The 19,434-nt window shown below is 69.6% G+C and carries 19 protein-coding genes; 11 read left to right on the plus strand and 8 right to left on the minus strand.

The window, feature by feature from the left end:
- The first annotated feature begins 10 nt into the window (after positions 1 to 10).
- Both FFK22_RS23840 and FFK22_RS23845 read left to right on the plus strand, forming a co-directional pair.
- On the plus strand, positions 11 to 1,219 hold the full coding sequence (locus tag FFK22_RS23840; protein WP_138890323.1) for an efflux RND transporter periplasmic adaptor subunit: 1,209 nt from the start codon (positions 11 to 13) through the stop codon (positions 1,217 to 1,219).
- Positions 1,220 to 1,233: 14 nt separating this feature from the next.
- Positions 1,234 to 4,452 carry an efflux RND transporter permease subunit gene (locus FFK22_RS23845; RefSeq protein ID WP_138890322.1) on the plus strand — a complete coding sequence of 1,073 codons (3,219 nt, stop codon included), beginning with the start codon at positions 1,234 to 1,236 and terminating at the stop codon, positions 4,450 to 4,452.
- A 76-nt stretch (positions 4,453 to 4,528) separates the two neighbouring features.
- On the opposite strand, the gene FFK22_RS23850 is transcribed toward FFK22_RS23845, so the two are convergent.
- The 4 genes from FFK22_RS23850 to FFK22_RS23865 form a co-directional block, all read right to left on the minus strand.
- Positions 4,529 to 5,242, minus strand: a complete 714-nt coding sequence (locus FFK22_RS23850) for a class I SAM-dependent methyltransferase (protein ID WP_138890321.1) — start codon at positions 5,240 to 5,242, stop codon at positions 4,529 to 4,531.
- 9 nt (positions 5,243 to 5,251) lie between these two features.
- The gene (gene metF / locus FFK22_RS23855) at positions 5,252 to 6,154 is read right to left on the minus strand and encodes a methylenetetrahydrofolate reductase [NAD(P)H] (protein WP_138890320.1); all 903 of its coding nucleotides are present in this window, start codon (positions 6,152 to 6,154) and stop codon (positions 5,252 to 5,254) included.
- Entirely contained in the window at positions 6,151 to 7,101 is a 951-nt protein-coding gene (locus tag FFK22_RS23860; RefSeq protein ID WP_138890319.1) for a metalloregulator ArsR/SmtB family transcription factor, read from the minus strand. Before FFK22_RS23860 ends, metF begins: the two co-directional genes overlap by 4 nt.
- Positions 7,102 to 7,211: 110 nt before the next feature.
- On the minus strand, positions 7,212 to 7,835 hold the full coding sequence (locus FFK22_RS23865) for an HAD family phosphatase (protein WP_138890318.1): 624 nt from the start codon (positions 7,833 to 7,835) through the stop codon (positions 7,212 to 7,214).
- A 66-nt stretch (positions 7,836 to 7,901) separates the two neighbouring features.
- Here FFK22_RS23865 and maiA point away from each other — a divergent pair, with 66 nt between their 5' ends.
- From maiA to FFK22_RS23890, 5 genes are all read left to right on the plus strand, one after another.
- On the plus strand, positions 7,902 to 8,543 hold the full coding sequence (gene maiA / locus FFK22_RS23870; RefSeq protein ID WP_138890317.1) for a maleylacetoacetate isomerase: 642 nt from the start codon (positions 7,902 to 7,904) through the stop codon (positions 8,541 to 8,543).
- Between the two features lie 49 nt (positions 8,544 to 8,592).
- Positions 8,593 to 9,858 carry an MFS transporter gene (locus FFK22_RS23875; RefSeq protein WP_138890316.1) on the plus strand — a complete coding sequence of 422 codons (1,266 nt, stop codon included), beginning with the start codon at positions 8,593 to 8,595 and terminating at the stop codon, positions 9,856 to 9,858.
- On the plus strand, positions 9,845 to 10,735 hold the full coding sequence (locus FFK22_RS23880) for an amidohydrolase (RefSeq protein ID WP_138890315.1): 891 nt from the start codon (positions 9,845 to 9,847) through the stop codon (positions 10,733 to 10,735). The genes FFK22_RS23875 and FFK22_RS23880 overlap by 14 nt, the downstream gene beginning before the upstream one ends.
- A gap of 65 nt (positions 10,736 to 10,800) precedes the next feature.
- Positions 10,801 to 11,580: an exodeoxyribonuclease III gene (gene xth, locus FFK22_RS23885; RefSeq protein WP_138890314.1), complete on the plus strand. Its 780-nt coding sequence runs from the start codon at positions 10,801 to 10,803 to the stop codon at positions 11,578 to 11,580.
- 28 nt (positions 11,581 to 11,608) lie between these two features.
- Positions 11,609 to 12,193: an SOS response-associated peptidase gene (locus tag FFK22_RS23890; RefSeq protein WP_138890313.1), complete on the plus strand. Its 585-nt coding sequence runs from the start codon at positions 11,609 to 11,611 to the stop codon at positions 12,191 to 12,193.
- Here the strand turns inward: FFK22_RS23890 and FFK22_RS23895 are convergent.
- Positions 12,190 to 13,176 carry a quinone oxidoreductase gene (locus FFK22_RS23895; protein WP_138890312.1) on the minus strand — a complete coding sequence of 329 codons (987 nt, stop codon included), beginning with the start codon at positions 13,174 to 13,176 and terminating at the stop codon, positions 12,190 to 12,192. The genes FFK22_RS23890 and FFK22_RS23895 overlap by 4 nt on opposite strands.
- Before the next feature lie 93 nt (positions 13,177 to 13,269).
- Between FFK22_RS23895 and FFK22_RS23900 the strand changes: the two genes are divergently transcribed.
- Positions 13,270 to 14,145: a LysR family transcriptional regulator gene (locus FFK22_RS23900; RefSeq protein WP_186002621.1), complete on the plus strand. Its 876-nt coding sequence runs from the start codon at positions 13,270 to 13,272 to the stop codon at positions 14,143 to 14,145.
- A 6-nt stretch (positions 14,146 to 14,151) separates the two neighbouring features.
- On the opposite strand, the gene FFK22_RS23905 is transcribed toward FFK22_RS23900, so the two are convergent.
- The 3 genes from FFK22_RS23905 to FFK22_RS23915 are packed head-to-tail and all read right to left on the minus strand — an operon-like array spanning position 14,152 to position 16,764.
- Positions 14,152 to 15,450: an O-acetylhomoserine aminocarboxypropyltransferase gene (locus FFK22_RS23905; RefSeq protein ID WP_138890310.1), complete on the minus strand. Its 1,299-nt coding sequence runs from the start codon at positions 15,448 to 15,450 to the stop codon at positions 14,152 to 14,154.
- Between the two features lie 5 nt (positions 15,451 to 15,455).
- Positions 15,456 to 15,944, minus strand: coding sequence for a CoA-binding protein (locus FFK22_RS23910; RefSeq protein ID WP_138890309.1), 489 nt, complete (start codon positions 15,942 to 15,944; stop codon positions 15,456 to 15,458).
- A gap of 7 nt (positions 15,945 to 15,951) precedes the next feature.
- Positions 15,952 to 16,764, minus strand: coding sequence for an enoyl-CoA hydratase (locus FFK22_RS23915; RefSeq protein WP_138890308.1), 813 nt, complete (start codon positions 16,762 to 16,764; stop codon positions 15,952 to 15,954).
- 191 nt (positions 16,765 to 16,955) lie between these two features.
- Here FFK22_RS23915 and FFK22_RS23920 point away from each other — a divergent pair, with 191 nt between their 5' ends.
- The 3 genes from FFK22_RS23920 to FFK22_RS23930 all read left to right on the plus strand — a co-directional run.
- On the plus strand, positions 16,956 to 18,143 hold the full coding sequence (locus FFK22_RS23920; RefSeq protein WP_186002622.1) for a CHRD domain-containing protein: 1,188 nt from the start codon (positions 16,956 to 16,958) through the stop codon (positions 18,141 to 18,143).
- 115 nt (positions 18,144 to 18,258) lie between these two features.
- Positions 18,259 to 18,681 (plus strand): PaaI family thioesterase, encoded by a 423-nt coding sequence (locus tag FFK22_RS23925; protein WP_138890306.1) that lies wholly within the window; start codon positions 18,259 to 18,261, stop codon positions 18,679 to 18,681.
- A gap of 113 nt (positions 18,682 to 18,794) precedes the next feature.
- Positions 18,795 to 19,434 (plus strand): hypothetical protein (locus FFK22_RS23930; RefSeq protein WP_143956865.1); only part of this gene is annotated, 640 nt, incomplete at its 3' end.

A 19,434-nucleotide genomic window follows, 5' to 3' on the forward strand; every position in this document is an offset into this window, starting at 1 on the left:
GTGAGGTGAAATGGCTTCGTTTTTCTGTCGTGGCGGTCGACTGAAGCCCGGGCGGCTTCTGGTGTTCAGCGTTTGCGCGGCGGCTGCGGTGATCCTGGATTTCGGCGTCCTTGCCGAGGAAGCGGCAAGGACGGACCGGCAGCGGATGCTGCCGCCGATCGTCGTCGCCGAGGCCGTGGAGCGCAGGATCTGCGACCATGTTCTCGCGACCGGCTCGATCGAGGCCGTCGAGGAGATCCATGTCTCGCCGCTTGTGGACGGGCTGCCGATCCGGGCCTTGAAGGCCGATATCGGAGACCGGGTCGAACAGGGCAGCACGCTGGCCGTCCTCGACGACGACGCGCTGCTGCTGGAGAAGAGCCAGCTCGAGGCCGGATTCGCCAAGGCGGAGGCCGCGCTCACCCAGTTCCAGGCACAGCTCGTCGAAGCCAGGGCGAATGCGGAGGAGGCGGCGCGCGTCGCCCATCGCGCCGAGTTGCTTGCGGCCAACAAGACGGTCTCGCGGGCGGAGGTCGACCGGCTGAAGGCGCTGGCCATTGCCTCGGATGCCCGTCTCCGTTCGGCGGAGCAATCCGTGGGCATCGCGGCAGCGGATATCAAGCTGGCCCGCGCGCAGCTCGATGACATCGACCTGCGGCTCGTCCGCACAGCCGTCAGGGCTCCCGTCGGCGGCGTGATCTCCGCCAGGAATGCCAAGGTGGGCGGCGTCGTCGCCGGCGGCGGCCTGCCGCTTTACACGATCATCCGCGACGGCCTCATTGAGATGAAGGCCGACATTGCCGAAGCCGACCTCATCAAGCTCGCGGCCGGGCAGTCCGCAACGGTCAGGCTCTCCGGCAGCAGCACGACCGTCCAGGGGAAGATCCGCATGGTGAGGCCGACGGTCGATCCGCAGACGCGTCTCGGCACCGTCCACATCACTCTGGCGGATACGGCCGGGGTCCGGGCGGGCATGTATGCGAGCGCAACCATCATCGCCGAAGAGAGGCAGGCGGTCGTCCTGCCGCGGACGTCCGTCACATCGGCGGGCGGCGTGTCCACGGTCCGCAAGGTCGTAGACGGCGTCGTACGGCTGATGCCGGTGACGGTCGGCATCCAGGACGGGCCGTTCGTCGAGATCCTCTCGGGCATCGAGGCGGGGGAGCAAGCGGTGGCAAAAGCCGGCGCCTTCGTGCGCGACGGTGACCGGATCAATCCGGTCAAGCCGTTCACCAACTGACCGGAGTCGGGGCCATGAACCTCTCTGCCTGGTCGATCCGCAATCCGATCGCGCCGATCCTGGCGTTCCTCGTGCTCGTCGTGCTGGGCTGGCAGTCGTTCGACGCCTTGCCGATCACGCAATCCCCGAACATCGACATCCCGATCGTCTCGATCGTCGCCACGCAAAGCGGCGCCACACCGGTCGAACTCGAAACCCAGATCACCAAGCCGATCGAGGACGAGGTCGCCGGCATCTCCGGCGTCGATCATATCGAGTCGACGATCACCGACGGGCGTTCCTCGACGACCGTCACCTTCCGCCTGGAAGTGCCCGCCGCCCAGGCCGTGCAGGACGTCAAGGATGCGGTCGACCGGATCCGTGGCGATCTGCCAGCCTCGATCGACCCCCCGATCGTATCGAGAATCGAGTTCGAAGCTCAGGCGATCCAGACCTTCGCGGTCTCCTCACTCGGCATGTCGCTCGAGGAGCTGTCCTGGTTCGTCGACGATACGGTCCGCCGGGCCATCCAGGGTCTGCGGGGCGTCGGCCGCGTCGAGCGCCATGGCGGTTCCGATCGCGAGGTCCGTGTCGAACTCGATGCCGATCGCCTGGGCTCCTTCAGCATCACCGCGGCCGACGTCAACGGGCAACTCCGCCGGATGAACCTGGATCGCGGCTCCGGCCGCGGCCAGGTCGGCGGCAGCGAACAGGCGATCCGCATGCTGGGCGACACGCACGACGTGGCCAAGCTGGCCGACACGATGATCTGGCTGCCGAACGACCGCTTCGCCCGGCTGTCCGAACTCGGCCGGGTGGACGATGCCGTCGCAGAGCCGCAGTCCTTTTCCCGCTTCAACGGGGCTCCGGTCGTCACCTTTTCCGTGTCCCGGGCCAAGGGCGCCAGCGAGGTGAGCGTCGCCGAAATGGTGGCCAGGACGCTCGACGACATCCGCGCGAAGCACCCGGACGTCACCGTCGTGATGGTCGACGATGCGGTCTCCATCACCCGTGGAACCTACGAGGCCGCGCTGGACACCCTGATCGAGGGCGCGCTCCTCGCCGTCCTTGTCGTGTTGGTATTCCTGCGCAATTGGCGATCGACCCTGATCGGGGCGATCACCCTGCCGCTGTCGGCGGTTCCGACCTTCTGGATCATGGAGCTCCTCGGCTTCTCGCTGAATCAGGTCAGCCTGCTGGCCATCACGCTCGCGACGGGCATCCTCGTCGACGATGCGATCGTGGAGATCGAGAACATCGCGAGGCACATCCGGATGGGCAAGTCGCCCTACCGCGCCGCGATCGATGCCGCCGACGAGATCGGCCTCGCGGTGATCGCCACCACCTTCGCGCTGATCGCGGTCTTCCTGCCCGTCTCCTTCATGCCGGGCATCCCGGGCCAATACTTCATCCAGTTCGGGCTGACGGTCGCCGTCTCCGCCTTCTTCTCCCTCCTGGTCGCGCGCCTGATCACGCCGGTCATGGCGGCCTATCTGATGCGCCCGACGGATATCGGCGACGACCGCCATAGCCGGGACGACAGCGGCATCACGAGACGCTATACGGCCCTTCTCGGCGTTACGACCCGCTGGCGCTACACGACACTGCTCGCTGCCCTCGGCTGCCTGGGCGTTTCCGTGTATGTCCTGGCCCAGATTCCAGGCAGCTTCATGCCGCCGGAAGACGAGTCGCGCATCACCCTGGCGATCGAGCTGCCGCCGGGTGCGATGCTCGAGGATACGGACCGGACGGCGACGGCTCTCTACGACCGGATCAAGGATATCGATGGCGTCGAGAGCGTCCTGGTGCACGGCGGCGCTTCGCCGCGCGGCGATCCCGACCCGCGGCTCGCCACCGTCACCGTGCTTCTCGAACCGCTCGACCATTCGCTCTTCACCAAGGTCATGAACACCGTGGTGGGCTGGATTCGGGTGGCCGACCTCTACTTGCCGAAGCCGCCGTCGGCTGGCCGTACCAAGCCTCAATCGCGGATCGAAGCGGACATCCTGGATCGACTGCATTCGATCCCCGATATCCGCATCTTCAAGGTCAACGACGAGGGCACGCACGACCTGTCCTTCAACCTGCTGTCCGACAACGAGGCGGATCTGGACCAGGCGGTCGCAATTCTGGAGGCGAAGCTGCGCGGCGATCCGCTGCTGGTTGATGTCGGCACGGACGGTTCCCTGCCCCGGCCGGAGCTGCAGATCCGGCCGCGAGACGACCGGATGGCTCGCCTCGGCGTCATGCCGGAGCAGGTTTCCCAGGTCATCCGTGTCGCCACCATTGGCGACATCGACGAGCAGTTGACGAAGATCGCGCTCGACGGGCGGTTGATCCCGATCCGTGTGCAGCTCGACAGCGGCTTCCGCAGCGACATCGCCGCGATCCGCAACCTGAAGGTCGAGACCGGGTCCGGATCAACCGTTCCGCTGTCGAGTGTCGCCGACATCGAGTATTCGGAAGGACCGAGCTCGATCAGACGCCATGACCGTTATCGCGTCGTCGCGCTCGGCGCGAACCTGCCGGCCGGCGTTGCGCTCGAGACCGCGTCCGAACGCTTCAAGGCGCTCGCGGCCGAGGCCGACCTTCCTGCGACCGTCGAAGTCCTCGAAAGCGGCGATGCCGAGCTGCAGGCGGAGGTGCAGCAGAGCTTCGCCGACGCGATGATCCTGGCGCTGATGCTGGTGCTGGTCGTCCTGATCCTGCTCTTCAGGGACGCGGTACAGCCCTTCACCATCCTGTTCTCGCTGCCGCTCGCGATCGGCGGCGTCGCGGCGGGCCTGATCCTGACCCGGAACGCACTGTCGATGCCGGTGCTGATCGGCATCCTCATGCTGATGGGCGTCGTCAGCAAAAACGCGATCCTCCTCGTCGACTTCGGCGTCGAGAGGATGCGTGCCGGCATGGATCGCACGGCTGCGATCATCGAGGCCGGGCGCAAGCGGACGCGGCCGATCGTCATGACCTCGATCGCGATGTCCGCAGGCATGCTGCCCTCCGCGCTTGGCGTCGGCGAAGGCGGCTCGTTCCGCGCCCCGATGGCGATCGCCGTCATCGGCGGCATCGTTGTGTCGACGGTCCTGAGCCTCGTCGTCGTCCCCTCGCTTTTCCTGATCATGGACGACCTGTCGCGGTTGCTCGCCCGCATGTTCGGCTGCTGGGTCGGCAAGACGGACGAGGAGGAGCTGCCGCTCAGGATGCTGGAGGAAGAACGGTGCAGCACATTCGACCGCAAGCCGACCGGCCTCTGAACTGCTTCGGCTTTTCCGGAGAACTCAGCAGGCGGTGCAGCGGCGTGACCATTGAGTTCGCAGATGCAAACTCCGCCTACGCCGGCAGGTCGGCGACTCGCCACAGGCCCAGCGCCTTGTCGCGATAGGCGCCGCCTTCCTCGGTGCAGCCCTCGACGATGACGCGGTGCGGCGCCGGCAGGCTGAAGGGCGGGCGCTGCAGGTTCAGCGGCCGCCAGTCGCCGTCGGCGATGGCGCGGTTGCCCTGCAGCTCCAGGAAGGTGGTGGTCAGCAGCCAGGTCGCGCCGGAGCGGCGGAGATTGGCGAAGGCGGCGGCGATGCTTTCGGCCGAGAGATGCACCAGGCAGTCGCGGCACAGCACGACATCGGCCTGCGGCAGCGGATCGCGGGTCAGGTCCAGGCGCAGGAAGCGACGCCGGCCGGTCTCGCCGTAGCGCACGATGTTCTTGGCGACCAGGTCGGCGACGATGTCGCCGCCGATATAGGAGATGCCCTCCAGATCGGTCCGGCTCATCCAGCCGAAATCGCCGCAGGGCAGGTCGAGCAGCGAGGCGGCGCCGAGCTCGCGCAGCAAAGCCGGGATCGCCGTGCGCAGCGGGGCGGTGCCGTCCAGGCCGGAGCCGAGGCCCGAGCGCGATTCTTCGGCGCCCCAGACATTGTTGCGCCAGATGTAGTCGAAGGTGTCGGCCAGGCCCAGCCCGGCCAGCGCCCCGGTGTGCTGGCGGTAGACGCGCTGGGCCAGGGCCTGTGGCCGATCCGCGTCGGCGAGCGGCTTCGGCTCATCAGTCATGGCAAGGCCTCAGGCGGCGCAGGCCTCGGCGCGGCGCGGGCGGATGCCGAGGAAGCGGCAGATCGCCAGCGTCAGCTCGGCGCGGTTCAGGGTGTAGAAGTGGAACTCCTCCACTCCATGGGTCTGCAACTGGCGGCACTGCTCGACCGCGACCGAGGCGGCGACCAGCTGGCGCGTGTCCGGGGTTTCGTCCAGCCCTTCGAACAGCATCTCCAGCCAGTCCGGGACGGCGGCGCCGCAGGCGGTCGCGAACTCCTTGGTCCGGGCGAAGTTGGTGATCGGCAGGATGCCGGGCACGATCGGCAGGCCGATGCCGGCCGCGGCGGAGCGGTCGCGGAAACGCAGGAACGCCTCGGTGTCGAAGAAGAACTGGGTCAGCGCCCGGTCGGCGCCGGCATCGGCCTTGCGCTTCAGGTTGTCCAGGTCGAAATCGGCCGAAGGCGCCGCCGGATGCGTCTCCGGATAGGCCGCGACCGAGATGTCGAAATCGGCGATGCGGCGCAGCCCCGCCACCAGGTCGGCGGCATAGGCGTAGCCGTCCGGTCGCACCTCGTAGGGCGCGCCGCCGGGCGGGTCGCCGCGCAGCGCCACGATGCGGCGGATGCCGGCGGCCCACAGGGCGCGGGCGACGTCGTCGATCTCCTCACGCGAGGCACCGACGCAGGTCAAATGCGAGGCGGTGGGCAGGCCGCTGCCGTCCTGGATCTTGGTGACGATGCCGAAGGTGCGGTCGCGGGTGGTGCCGCCGGCGCCGTAGGTGACCGAGACGAAGTCCGGCGCCAGCGGCGCCAGGCGCGTCACCGTCTCCATCAGCGTCGCCTCCGCCGCCTCGCTCTTCGGCGGGAAGAACTCGAAGCTGACGATCGGGTCGCGGCGGGCTTCTGCCGATGCGTTCGCGGGAAAAATCGTCATGCTGCGGCCTTCCGTTGCGCCGCCCGCCTGGCGGGCCAGATGGTGACAGTCAGAGGGGCGCCGGGCAGATGCACCGGCGATTCGGTCTCGAAGCCGGCCCGCTGCAGCCAGCGGGCGAAGATGTCGTCGGGGAAACCGAGCCAGCGATGGGCGTGCTCGCTGCGCAGGTTCTCGACGTCGTGCGGCGCGAAATCGGCGACGACCAGCCGGCCGCCGGGGCGCAGCACCCGCGCCGCCTCGGCGATCGCCGCGGCCGGGTCCTCGAGATGATGCAGCACGTGGTGGACCAGCGCGACGTCGAAGGATTCTCCGGGCAGGGGCAGCTGGTACAGGTCGCCCTGCCGCACCTGGCAGCGGCGCTGCAGCCCGGCGCGCTCGATATTGGCCCGGGCCACCGACAGCATCTCGCGCGACAGGTCGATGCCGACCGCGCGCCGCACCCGCTCGCCGAGCAGGATCAGCATGCGGCCGCTGCCGGTGCCGAGGTCGAGCAGGTCGCCGATCTCGCCGGGCGGCAGCAGGTCGAGGATCGCCTGTTCGACCGCGCTGTCGGCGATGTGCAGGGTGCGGATGTCGTCCCAATGCGAGGCGTTGTCGCGGAAATAGCCGGCGGCGGCCTCGGCGCGCTGGCGCTTCACCGCTTCCAGCCGCTCCAGGTCCAGCCCGACGGTGGCGTCGGCGTCGGGGATCAGGTCGACCAGGCTGCGCGCCAGCTCGGCCACGGCGCCGCTCTCGGCCAGCCGGAAGAAGGCGAAAGTGCCCTCACGGAAGCGGTCCAAGAGGCCGGCCTCGGCCAGCAGCTTGAGGTGGCGCGACACGCGCGGCTGGCTCTGGCCCAGGATCTGCGTCAGGTCGGTGACCGACAGGTCGCCATGGGCGCACAGCATCAGGATCCGAAGCCGTGTCGGCTCGGCCGCCGCTTTCAGCCCCTGCAGCAGACGCTCCACGACCCTCAGGACTCCTGCTCGACACCGTTCATGAGAGCTACGATACCAAACTCTCAGCAAGACATAAACATGTCTTTATGTGTTCGTGCGAGGCGGCGGACCCGGCCGCCCTACAGCGCGCCCATCTCCGTCAGGTCCCGCCGCGCCTGCTCCGGCGATTCGAAGCGGATCGCGCGCATGCCGACGGCGCGGGCGCCAAGGACGTTGTCCGGGTTGTCGTCGATGAAGATGCAGTCGCGCAGGACCAGGCCGAAGCGGCTCTCCAGCAGCCGGTAGATCCGCGCATCCGGCTTCAGCAGCTTCTCATGGGCCGAGACGATGACGCCGTCGAACCAGCCCAGGAACGGCCATTTCGTCAGGGCCAGGGCGAACTTCTCGGCCGAGAAGTTGGTGATGGCATAGACCTTGTCGCCACGCTCCTTCAGCCCCTTCAGGATCTCGACCGTGCCCTCGATGACATGCGGCACCATCTCCTCCCAGCGCTCGTCGAAGGCGCGGATCAGGGGCTCGTGATGCGGGAACTCGGCGACCTTGGCGGCGATCGCCTCGGGGAAGGGCGTGCCGCCATCCATCGACAGGTTCCAGTCGTGGGTGCAGACTTCGGCCAGGAATGTTTCCATCGCCGCCTCGTCCGCGAACAGCTTGCGATAGAGATGCCGCGGGTTCCACTCGAGCAGCACGGCACCGATGTCGAAGACGACGGTGGGACGCGAGTCCGGGCGTGACGAGGACATGGCAACAGGCTCCGCTTCGGGCTATGTGGAGTCGCTGGTAGCACGCGGGGAAAGCCGACCCAAGCCATGAAGCTGCACACCTATTACCGCTCTTCCGCCGCCTATCGGGTCCGCATCGCCATGGCGCTGAAGGGGCTCGACTATGATTCGGTGTTCCACCATCTGCGCCGGGGCGAGCAGGCGGCCGAGCCCTACCGCTCGCTGAACCCGCAGAAGCTGGTGCCGGCGCTGGAGGGCGAGGGGGCGGTCATCACCCAGTCGCTGGCGATCATCGAGTATCTGGAGGAGACGCATCCGGCGCCGCCGCTGCTGCCGCCGGACCCGGCGGGTCGCGCCCGGGTGCGATCGATCGCGCTGTCGATCGCCTGCGAGATCCATCCGATCAACAACCTGCGCGTGCTGCGCTACCTGCGGACGCCGCTGGGTCATGACGAGGCGGCGATCGAGGCGTGGTACCGACATTGGGTGGCGGAGGGGCTCAGCGCGCTGGAGACCCAGCTGTCTCGGTCGCCCCAGACCGGTGCCTTCTGCCACGACTCGATGCCGACCATCGCCGATTGCTGCCTGATCCCGCAGCTCTACAACGCCCGCCGCTTCGACTGCGACCTCAACCCCTATCCGACGCTGCTCGGGATCGAGGAGCGGGCGGTGGCGCTGCCGGCCTTCGCCGAGGCGGCGCCGGAACGCCAGGGCGACGCGGAGGCGTGAGGTCGGCACCGGTGCGCCGGGGGGCGTGCCGAACGAGGACGAGGGGCCCATGACCACCGAGACGACCGACACCAGCCCGACCGCCTGGTTCCAGGAAATGTCGCCGCCTGAGCGGCGGACCTTCTGGGCCTGCTTCGCCGGCTGGGGCCTGGATGCGATGGACGTCCAGATCTACAGCTTCGTGATCCCGACCATCATCGCGCTGTGGAGCCTGACCAACGCCCAGGCCGGCCAGATCGCAACGGTGACGCTCCTGTGCTCCGCCGTCGGCGGCTGGGCCGCCGGCCTGCTGGCGGACCGCATCGGCCGGGTGCGGACGCTGCAGCTGACCATCCTGTGGTTCTCGGTCTTCACCTTCCTCAGCGGCTTCGCCCAGAGCTTCGAGCAGCTGCTGATCGCCCGCGCCCTGATGGGCTTCGGCTTCGGCGGCGAATGGGCGGCCGGCGCCGTGCTGATGGGCGAGGTGATCCGGGCCGAGCATCGCGGCAAGGCGGTGGGCACGGTGCAGTCGGGCTGGGCCATCGGCTGGGCCGTCGCGCTGATCGTCAAGACAATTCTGTTCCTGGCCTTCGACCCGTCCGTCGCCTGGCGCTACCTGTTCTTCATCGGCATCCTGCCCGCGATCCTGGTGTTCTTCCTGCGCCGCTTCGTCGACGAGCCGCCGGTGTTCGCCGAGACGCAGCGCCGGATCGCCGAGACCGGCGACCGGCCCGGGCTCCTGGAGATCTTCTCTGGCCCGGTCTTGAAGATCACCATCCTGACCTCGCTGCTGACCACCGGCGCGCAGGGCGGCTACTACGCCATCACCACCTGGCTGCCGACCTATCTCAAGGGCCAGGGGCTGTCCGACATCGGCAGCAGCGGCTACCTCGCCGTGGTCATCGCCGGGTCGTTCACGGGCTATCTCGTGGGAGCGTATCTCGCCGACCGGATCGGGCGGAAGATGCTGTTCTTCGTGTTCTCGGCCTGCGCCATCGTCATGGTCTTCGCCTATACCAGCCTCAATCTGAGTAACGAGGTGGTGCTGCTGCTGGGCTTCCCGCTCGGCTTCTTCGGTTCCGGCTATTTCAGCGGCGTCGGCGCCTTCCTGACCGAGCTGTTCCCGACCCGGGTGCGCGGCTCCGGCCAGGGCTTTGCCTACAATTTCGGCCGCGGCGTCGGCGCCCTGTTCCCGATGCTGGTCGGCACGCTCAGCGCCAGCATGCCACTGGGCCGGGCGATCGCGGTCTTCGCCATCGGCGCCTATGCCCTGCTGTTCATCGCGGCGCTGGCCCTGCCCGAGACCAAGGGGAAGACCCTGCATGCCGATGGCTGAGCCGCTGCCCACCGCGCCGCTGTGCCAGGCGCCGGACCCGGCGCCGCGGCCGCCGCGCCGAGTCACCCTGCCGGCCGGGGCCTGCGACACCCACGCCCATGTCATCGGCGGGCCGCCCGGCTATCCGCTGGTCGACAGCCGCAGCTACACCCCGCCCGAGGCGCCGCCGACGGCCTATCTCGGCATGCTCGACGCCGTCGGCATGGCCCGCGGCGTGCTGGTCCCGGTCAGCGTGCACGGCACCGACAACCGGCTGATGGTCGAGACGCTGGCGGCCAATCGCGACCGGCTGCGCGGCATCGCCGTGATCGGCGCGGATGCGCCCGACGCCGAGCTGGCGCGGCTGAAGGAGGCCGGCGTCGTTGGCCTGCGCCTCAACGTGCTGTTCGGCGGCGGTGTCGGCTTCGACCAGTTGGAGCGCCTCGGCGACCGCTGCCGCGAGCTCGGCTGGCACTTGCAGTTCCTGCTCGACACCCGGACCCTGCCGGAGCTGGCGCCGCGGCTGGAGCGGCTGCCGGTGCCCTTCGTCATCGACCATATGGGACATATGCCGGCTTCGGCCGGGATCGACCATCCCGGCTTCCAGGCGCTGCTGAGCCTGCTGCGGCGGGGCAGGGGCTGGGTCAAGCTGTCCGGCGCCTTCCGCGTCTCGACCGCCGGCCCGCCCTATGCCGACACCACGCCCTTCGCCCGCGCTTTGGTCGCGGCCGCGCCGGACCGGGTGGTCTGGGGCAGCGACTGGCCGCATGTCGCCCATCCCGGCACCATGCCGAATGTCGGCGACCTGCTCGACCTGCTGGCCGACTGGGTGCCCGACCCGGCCCAGCGCGACGCCGTCCTCGCCGCCAACCCGGCCCGCCTGTACGGGTTCGACTGAACCAGAGGGCACGCGACCGGCCGGGAACCGGTTGATACGGGCGTGATGGGGCAGCCCGGCAAGCCATGAAAGTCGCGACCTTCAACGTCAACGGCATCAACGGCCGTCTGCCGGTGCTGCTGCGCTGGCTGGCCGAGGCGGTGCCCGACATTGTCTGCCTGCAGGAGCTGAAGGCGCCGCAGGAGCGGTTCCCGATCGCCGCGATCCGCGCCGCCGGCTATGGCGCGATCTGGCATGGCCAGAAGGGCTGGAACGGCGTCGCCATCCTGGCGCGCGGCGCCGATCCGATCGAGACGCAGCGCGGCCTGCCGGGCGATCCCGACGACAGCCACAGCCGCTACATCGAGGCCGCCGTCGCCGGGATGCTGGTCGGCTGCCTGTACCTGCCGAACGGCAACCCGGCGCCCGGCCCGAAATTCGACTTCAAGCTGCGCTGGTTCGAGCGGCTGGGCGCCCGTGCCGCCGAACTGCTCGTCACCGGCGCTCCGGTCGTCCTGGCCGGCGACTTCAACGTCATGCCGACCGATCTCGACGTCTACAAGCCGGAGCGGTGGGTCGACGACGCGCTGTTCCGGCCCGAGGTGCGAGAGGCGTTCCACAGGCTGATGGCGCAGGGCTGGACCGACGCCTTGCGGAAGCGCCATCCCGGCGAGCGCATCTACACCTTCTGGGACTATTTCCGGAACGCCTATGCCCGCGACGCCGGCCTGAGGATCGATCATTTCCTCCTGAGCCCTGCGCTGGCCAAGCGGCTGAAGGCGGCTGGCGTCGACCGCCATGTCCGCGGCTGGGAGAAGGCCAGCGACCACGCGCCGACCTGGATCGATCTCAAGAAGACCCGGTAAGCTGCAATGCCAAGGGAGGGCGTCGCCGATGTGCAACGAGTACAGCTCGAAGGTGGGCGCCGCGGCCATCAACGAGGACTTCACGGCCGCGGGGATCGAACTTCGCGCCTCCGAGGGCGCGCCGAACCTCGAGGCTCGGGACAGCATCAAGATCACCGACACCGCCCCGATCATCCGCATGGTCGAGGGCGGTGCGGGCGACCTGGTGCAGCGGCGCTGGAGCTGGCCGGGGCCTGGCGGGCGGCCGGTCTACAACTTCCGGTCCGACGGCCGCGAATTCGCCACCGGCCGCTGCCTGATCATCGCCGACGGCTTCTACGAGTTCACCGACCCGGCGGACAAGGCGAAGAAGCGGAAGGACAAGTGGCGGTTCACCAGGGGAAGGCAGCCGTGGTTCTGCATCGCCGGGATCTGGCGGACCGCGCCCGATGTCGGCGAGGCCTTCACCATGCTGACCACGGCCCCCGGGCCGGACATCGCGCCCTATCACGACCGCCAGGTCGTCCTCCTGGACCGTGCCGACTGGGCCGCCTGGCTGGACCCCGCGGTGTCGGCGAAGACCCTGCTGCAGCCGCTGCCGGCGGGGAGCCTGACGGTCGAGCAGGTCGGCTAAGTTTCCAGCAGCACCGAGCCGCTGGTGCGGCCGGCCTCCAGCGCCCGGTGGGCCTCCGTCGCCTCGGCGAGCGGGTGGACGGCACCGATCAGCGGTCGCAGCCCGGCCTCGACCTCGGCCAGCACCTCGGCTGCGGCCCGGGGATAGGCCACGGAATCGGGCAGGTAGTGGCGCAGCACGCTGGGCCGGGCCAGGGCGATCGACCGCGCCGGCCCCAGCTCGCCGATATCGATCTTCGGCAGGCTGCCGCCGACCTGGCCGAGGCTGGCGATCAGGCCATAGGGCGCCATGGCGTCGAAGGTCCTGAGCAGCGTGTCGCCGCCGATTCCGTCGATCGCCATGTCGGCGCCGTGCCCACCGGTCGCCTCGCGCACGGCGGCGACGAAATCGGTCTCGCGGTACAGGATCGCGTGGTCGACGCCATGCGCCTTCGCCACCTCGGCCTTGCGGGCGTCGCCGACGGTGCCGATCACGGTGGCGCCGCGCCGCTTGGCCCATTGCGTCGCGATCACGCCCACGCCGCCGGCCGCTGCCTGGATCAGCACCGTGTCGCCGGGGCGCAGCGGCCGCACCCGCTCGAACAGCATATGCGCGGTCAGGCCGCGCACCAGCACCGCCGCGGCGACGTCGAAGCCGATGCCGTCGGGCAGGCGGATGGCGCGGTCGGCCGCCAGCAGGCGGCGCTCGGCATAGCTGCCGGCGGGCAGCCCGGCATAGGCGATGCGGTCGCCCTCGCGGAGACTGGTTACGCCCGGCCCGACCCGCTCGACCGTGCCTGCCCCTTCGACACCCAGCCCGGCGGGCAGGGCCGGCTGACCGTACAGCCCGGTGCGGTGGTAGATGTCGACGAAATTGACCCCGGAGAAGTGCTGCCGGACCAGGATCTCGCCCGGGCCGGGCTCGGCCAGGGTCACGGTGTCGAGCGACAGCGCCTCCGGCCCGCCGGTGGCGTGCAGGCGGATGGCGCGGGTGGTGATGGACATGCGGCCTCCTTGGTACGGTCAGCCGAAGATGGGTCCATGGCGATCCGTTCGGAAGTCCGGGAATTCGCACGGGATCCGTGCAAGACTGCACGGATGGAATGGGGTGACGTCCGCTACTTCCTCGCTTTGGCGCGGGCCGGATCGCTGTCCGCCGCGTCGCGCCGGCTGGGCGTCGAGCACACCACCGTGTCCCGCCGGGTCGATGCGCTGGAGTCGGCGCTGGGCACGCGGCTGTTCGACCGGCTGCCGCGCGGCTGGCGCCTGACGGCGGAGGGCGAACGGCTGGTCGAGGACGCGGCGAGGCTGGAGGAGGAGGCGCTGGCCTTCGCCCGTCGCGCCGCCGGCGATGCCGGCGTCGCCGGCCCGGTCACGCTCTCGGCCCCGCCCTTCCTGGCCAACCAGTTCCTGGCACCGCGGCTAGGACCGTTCCTGGCCGCCCATCCCGGCATCGTGCTGACCCTGGTCGGCGAGAAACGGGCGGCGCTGCTGGGCCAGCGTGAGGCCGACCTGGTGCTGCGCCTGTCGCGGCCGACGGAGCATGGCGCCGTGGCCCGCCGCGTCGGCACCATGGCCTTCGGCCTCTATACTGCGCCGTCCTATCTGGCAGGCCGGCGGCCGGAGGATTGGGTGTTCCTCGGCGACGACGAGTCCTCGGGCGAGCTGCCGCAGCATCGCTGGATGCTGGCCTTTGCCGGGCCGCGGCCGCTGGTGTTGCGCAGCAACGATATGACGACCCTGTTCCAGGCCGCCCGCGCCGGCACCGGCATCGCCGCCTTGCCCTGTTTCGTCGGCGAGGGTGATGCCGGCCTCACCTGTGTCGAGGCCGATCGCGACGGCATCGGCAGCCGCGAGATCTGGCTCGGCATCCATGAGGATCTCCGCCGTTCGCCTCGGCTGCGGCTGGCGATGGACGCGATCGCCGACATCTTCGCCCGCGAGCGCCGGCTCCTCGAGGGAGCCGGCGGATAGGCGCGATCAGGCCCCCGTCGCGGCCCGCAGCGCCTGGTCGAGGTCGGCGATGATGTCGCCGACCGATTCCAGGCCGATCGACAGGCGGATTACCTCCGGCCCGGCCCCGGCCGCCTTCAGCCCTTCCGGCGTCAACTGGCGGTGGGTGGTCGAGGCCGGGTGGATGATCAGCGATCGGGCGTCGCCGATATTGGCCAGGTGGCTCAAGAGCTCCACGCCCTCCACCACCTTCACGCCGGCATCGAAGCCGCCCTTGACCCCGAAGGTGAAGACGGCGCCGGCGCCGCGCGGCAGGTACCGCTTCGCCAGTTCATGGTACTTGGACGACGGCAGGCCGGCGTAGTTGACCCATTCCACCGCCGGGTGGGTGGACAGAAATTCCGCCACCTTCTGCGCATTCTCGATGTGCCGGTCCATGCGCAGCGACAGCGTCTCGATGCCGAGCAGGGTGAGGAAGGCGTTCAGCGGCTGCTGGTTGACGCCGAGGTCGCGCAGGCCGACGGCATGGCCGTAGAAGGTGTAGGCCAGGTCGCCGAAGGTCTCGTGGAAGCGCAGGCCGTGATAGCCTGGCTCCTCGCCGGTCAGGCCCTTGAACTTGTCGGACTGGGCCCAGTTGAAGCGGCCGGAATCCACGACAACGCCGCCGATCGAGGTGCCGTTGCCGGACAGGAACTTGGTGGTGGAGTGGACGACGATGTCGGCGCCGTGCTCGATCGGCCGGCACAGATAGGGCGTCGCCATGGTGTTGTCGACGATCAGCGGCACGCCCAGCTCGCGCGCCACCGCGGCGATCGCCTCCAGGTCGCTGACCACGCCGCCGGGATTCGCCAGGCTCTCGACGAAGATCGCCCTGGTCTTGTCGTTGGCGGCGCGGCGGATGGTGTCGGGATCGTCGACATCGACGAAATGGGTGGTCCAGCCGAAAGCACGCTTGAAGCTGTTGCCGAGCTGGTTGATCGACCCGCCATACAGCTTGTTGGCGGCGACGATCTCGGCCCCCGGCTCCATGAACGGGAACAGGGCCAAGAGCTGCGCGGCGTGGCCGGAGGCGGTGGCGGTGGCGCCGACCCCGCCCTCCAGCGAGGCCACCCGCTCCTCCAGCACCGACACGGTCGGGTTGGTCAGGCGGCTGTAGATGAAGCCCAGCTTCTGCAGGTTGAACAGCGACGCCGCGTGCTCGGCATCCTCGAACACATAGGAGGTGGTCTGGTAGATCGGCGTCTGCCGCGCCCCGGTGGTCGGGTCCGGCCGCGCGCCGGCATGGATCGCCAGCGTCTCGAAGCCCGGGCCGTTATTCTCGGACATGCTCGTCACCCTCGTTTCTGGATCTTCGACGAAATCACGCGCGACGAGGTGCCCATCCAGCTCAGCTCGCCGTTCAGCCGCGCCCATTCGATCTTCGGGCAGCGGTTCATCACCACCTGGATCCCGGCAGCCTCCGCCTTCGCCGCCGCGGCGTCGTTGCGCACGCCGAGCTGCATCCAGATCACCTTGGGCGGCACCGGCAGGGCCAGCGCCTCGTCCACCACACCTGCCGCGGCCTCGCTGTTGCGGAAGATGTCGACCATGTCGACCGGTTGCGGCACATCGGCCAGCCGGGCGAGGACCGTCTCCTTCAGGATGGCCTGGCCGGCGACGCCGGGATTGATCGGGATGACCTTGTAGCCCTTGCCCTGCAGATAGGTCATGGCGAAGTAGCTGGGCCGGTTCCAGTTCGGGCTGGCGCCAACCATGGCGATGGTCTTCACCCCGCGCAGGATGCCGCGCAGATAGGCGTCGTCGTAGCGCTCGTGATCCATGTCGATCTCAGCGTCCCTGCCAGACGGGCGGACGCTTCTCGATGAAGGCGTCGATGCCCTCCTCGGCGTCGCGGGCCAGCATATTCCGGGTCATGACCTCGCTCGCATACTCATAGGCGCTCTGCAGCCCCATCTCGGCCTGCTCGTAGAACGCCTCCTTGCCGAGGGCCAGGGTCAGCGGCGATTTCGCCGCGATCTGCCGGGCCAGGGCCATCGTCTCCTCGGCCAGCCCCCCGGGCGGCACCACCCGGTTGACCAGGCCCAGCTCGCGCGCCCGGTCGGCGGTCACGGCGTCGCCGGTCAGCAGCATCTCCATCGCCGGCTTGCGGCCGACGGCGCGCGACAGGGCGACCATGGGGGTGGAGCAGAACAGGCCGATATTCACCCCCGGCGTGGCGAAGCGCGCCTCGGCCGCGGCGACGGCCAGGTCGCAGCTGGCGACCAGCTGGCAGCCGGCCGCGGTCGCCATGCCCTGCACCTGGGCAATCACCGGCTTGGGCAGCCGGGTGATCGCCAGCATCAGGGCCGAGCATTGGGCGAAGATCCGCTCGTAATGCTCGCGGCCGGGATCGGCGCGCAGCTCCTTCAGGTCGTGGCCGGCGCAGAACACCGGCCCGGCGGCGGCCAGGATCACCACCTTGACCGACTCGTCCTGGCGGATCGCCTGCAGCTCGGTCTCCAGCGCCAGCATCAGCGCCAGTGACAGGGCGTTGCGCGCCGCCGGGCGGTTCAGGGTCAGCACGGCGACGCCGTCGGCATCCTGCCGCAGCAGCGGCGTCTCATCCGCCAAAGCAGCGGCGGGCAGCGGATCGGCGGACATGGCGTTTCCTCGGGTCCTGGCGGTGCGGCACGCACTCTACCCCGACGCCCGGCGGATGAAACAGCCACGATGTCTTTCCCGCGCCCGTGCGGAGACCCTTGCTTTGGCGAATGGCCTGCGGTGCGGAGCGAAACGCATGTGCGCCTGCGCGCGAACCGTATCCGGTTAACCATGGGAAGGGGAGATTCGCCATGACCACCACCTTTACCGCCATCCTCAACTCCAGCCAGGAGATCGGGACGGGCAGCACCGAAACCGCGACCGGGGTCGCGACACTCAGCCTCAACACGGCCGGAACGGCCCTGACCTATTCGGTTACGATCTCCGCCGGCATCGATTTCGGCGAGCTGATCGACGGCACCCCGCGAACCGCGGATCCGCAGGACGACGCCATCCTGATGCACATCCACGCCGCAGCCCGCGGGGCCAATGGCGGCGTCGTGTTCGACATCCTGCCGCTGGGTGGGACCGACGATGACGACGACCTGAAGATCGTCGAGAACGGCGACGGCTCGGTCACCATCAGCGGCGTCTGGGAAACCACCGACAGCGATCCGCTGCCGGGCAGCATGGTCACCGCGCTGCAGGCCGGGACCGGGCCGAACGACGTCCCGTTCTACTTCAACATCCACACGGCGCAGTTCGGCGGCGGCGCCATCCGCGGCCAATTGGTCACCCGCGCCAGCGAGAATGCCGACACCGTCAACGGCACCGCCGCCGCCGACGTCATCGACGGCTTCGGCGGCAACGACACGCTCACCGGAGGCGCCGGGGCGGACGTGCTCCGCGGCGGGGCCGGGGCCGATGTGCTGAACGGCGGCACCGACACCGACACGGCGAGCTATTACACCAGCGGCACCGGCATCCTGGTCAGCCTCGCCAGCGGCCTCGGCAGCGGCGGCGAGGCGCAGGGCGATACCCTGACCGGCATCGAGAACGTCTCCGGCAGCCAGGGCAGCGACAGCCTCTACGGCAATGCCGGCGCCAATGTCCTGCAAGGATGGAACGGCAACGACGTTCTCGTCGGCCGGGCGGGCAAGGACACGCTCACCGGGGGCGCCGGCACCGACCGTTTCGTCTATGTGGCGACCGCCGAGAGCGTGGTCGGCGCCAATGCCGACCGGATCGCCGATTTCAGCCACGCCCAGGGCGACCGCATCGACCTGTCGGGCATCGACGCCAATGCGGCCGTCGCCGGCAACCAGGCCTTCAACTTCATCGGCTCCGGCCTCTACACCGGCGTCGCCGGGCAACTCCGCTTCGCCGTTGCCGGCGGCGTAACCACCATCGCCGGCGATGTCAACGGCGACGGCGCCTCCGACTTCCACATCCAGCTCACCGGCGCCATCGGCCTCGTCGCCGGCGATTTCGTGCTGTAGCGCCTGGCGGCCGGGACGGCCCTGTCGGACGCCCCGGTCGTCTCCCCGTCGGGCAGAGGCTTGCGGCGGCCGGCGGGCTCGGCCCTACTGGCGGAAACCGGAGGGGAGGGCGGCGATGCAGCCGGCGATCGAGGCCGAGGTGGTGGAGGCGATCATCCGCGAGGGCGTGCCGCTGATCGGCGCCTTCGGGGTGACGGTCGCGGCGCTTGGGGCAGGCACGGCGACGCTGGTGATGCCCTGCCGCGAGGATTTCGTGCGGCCGGGCGGCACCATCACCGGCCCGGCCTTGTTCGGCCTGGCCGATGTCGCCCTCTACGCCGCGGTGCTCAGCCGGATCGGCCGGGTCGAGCTCGCGGTCACCACCTCGATGGCGATCAACTTCCTGCGCCGCCCGGCTTTGGTGCCGGTGATCGCCGAGGCCCGCCTGCTCAAGCTCGGCAAGCGCCTGGCCTATGGCGAGGTGCTGCTGTTCTCGGAAGGTGAGGACGAGCCGGTCGCCCACACCACCGGGACCTATTCGATCCCGCCGCGCCCCTAACCGGTACGCCAGTTATGGCAGGCCGCCACAATCCGGTCCTGAGGATTGCCATCTTCCGCCCGTCTTGTGGCCCCCTTTGCGCGTTCGCGTGATTTCGGGTGGGGCATTCGAGCATGTTGGCCGAAGCGGTTTCCGGTGCGGTCGAGCGGATCTATGACGCGGCCCTGCGGCCGGAGGGGTGGGCGGACGGGCTCGAAGCCGTGCGCGGGCTGGTCGGGGCCGACCATGCGGTGCTGCTGACCCAGGAGGCGGGAGGGCCGGCCGCCGGGCTTGGCGTCGGCGTCGATCGCGGGCCCCTGGACCGCTTCGCCGCGGCGGCCGGCGGCGGCGGCCCGGCGGAGGCTTGGCTGCGCTCGATTCCGGCGCAGCGGGCGGTGGCGTCGTCCAGCCTGGTGGCCGATGCCGACTTCCTGCGGACCGAGATGTACAACGAGATCGTCCGGCCGATGAACGGCTTCCGCGCCGGCGTCTTCGCCTGGCACGGCCGGATTCGGTCGCGCTATGTCGCCGTCTGCCGGCCGCCCAACGCCCCGGATTTCGCGCCGGTGGAGCTGCAGGCGCTGCAGCTGGTGATGCCGCATTTCGCGGCGGCTCAGCGCCTGCGCCGGCGGCTCGCCGCCAGCGAGCTGCTGGTGGCGGAGAGCCGGTCGGTGCTGGAGGCGCTGGACAGCGGCGCGATCCTGGTCGACAGCGACTGCCGGCCGCATTTCGTCAACCGGCGGGCGGCGGAGATCGCCCGGCGGCATCGCGGCC

The organism is Mycobacterium sp. KBS0706, assembly GCF_005938675.2.
Taxonomy (GTDB): domain Bacteria; phylum Pseudomonadota; class Alphaproteobacteria; order DSM-16000; family Inquilinaceae; genus Inquilinus.

Bases quoted from the DNA above. Each gene is read 5' to 3' on its own strand.
- FFK22_RS23840 (WP_138890323.1), top strand. From the start codon at position 11: ATGGCTTCGTTTTTCTGTCGTGGCGGTCGACTGAAGCCCGGGCGGCTT.
- FFK22_RS23845 (WP_138890322.1), top strand. From the start codon at position 1,234: ATGAACCTCTCTGCCTGGTCGATCCGCAATCCGATCGCGCCGATCCTG.
- FFK22_RS23850 (WP_138890321.1), bottom strand. From the start codon at position 5,242: ATGACTGATGAGCCGAAGCCGCTCGCCGACGCGGATCGGCCACAGGCC.
- metF (WP_138890320.1), bottom strand. From the start codon at position 6,154: ATGACGATTTTTCCCGCGAACGCATCGGCAGAAGCCCGCCGCGACCCG.
- FFK22_RS23865 (WP_138890318.1), bottom strand. From the start codon at position 7,835: ATGTCCTCGTCACGCCCGGACTCGCGTCCCACCGTCGTCTTCGACATC.
- maiA (WP_138890317.1), top strand. From the start codon at position 7,902: ATGAAGCTGCACACCTATTACCGCTCTTCCGCCGCCTATCGGGTCCGC.
- FFK22_RS23875 (WP_138890316.1), top strand. From the start codon at position 8,593: ATGACCACCGAGACGACCGACACCAGCCCGACCGCCTGGTTCCAGGAA.
- FFK22_RS23880 (WP_138890315.1), top strand. From the start codon at position 9,845: ATGCCGATGGCTGAGCCGCTGCCCACCGCGCCGCTGTGCCAGGCGCCG.
- xth (WP_138890314.1), top strand. From the start codon at position 10,801: ATGAAAGTCGCGACCTTCAACGTCAACGGCATCAACGGCCGTCTGCCG.
- FFK22_RS23890 (WP_138890313.1), top strand. From the start codon at position 11,609: ATGTGCAACGAGTACAGCTCGAAGGTGGGCGCCGCGGCCATCAACGAG.
- FFK22_RS23895 (WP_138890312.1), bottom strand. From the start codon at position 13,176: ATGTCCATCACCACCCGCGCCATCCGCCTGCACGCCACCGGCGGGCCG.
- FFK22_RS23900 (WP_186002621.1), top strand. From the start codon at position 13,270: ATGGAATGGGGTGACGTCCGCTACTTCCTCGCTTTGGCGCGGGCCGGA.
- FFK22_RS23905 (WP_138890310.1), bottom strand. From the start codon at position 15,450: ATGTCCGAGAATAACGGCCCGGGCTTCGAGACGCTGGCGATCCATGCC.
- FFK22_RS23910 (WP_138890309.1), bottom strand. From the start codon at position 15,944: ATGGATCACGAGCGCTACGACGACGCCTATCTGCGCGGCATCCTGCGC.
- FFK22_RS23915 (WP_138890308.1), bottom strand. From the start codon at position 16,764: ATGTCCGCCGATCCGCTGCCCGCCGCTGCTTTGGCGGATGAGACGCCG.
- FFK22_RS23920 (WP_186002622.1), top strand. From the start codon at position 16,956: ATGACCACCACCTTTACCGCCATCCTCAACTCCAGCCAGGAGATCGGG.
- FFK22_RS23925 (WP_138890306.1), top strand. From the start codon at position 18,259: ATGCAGCCGGCGATCGAGGCCGAGGTGGTGGAGGCGATCATCCGCGAG.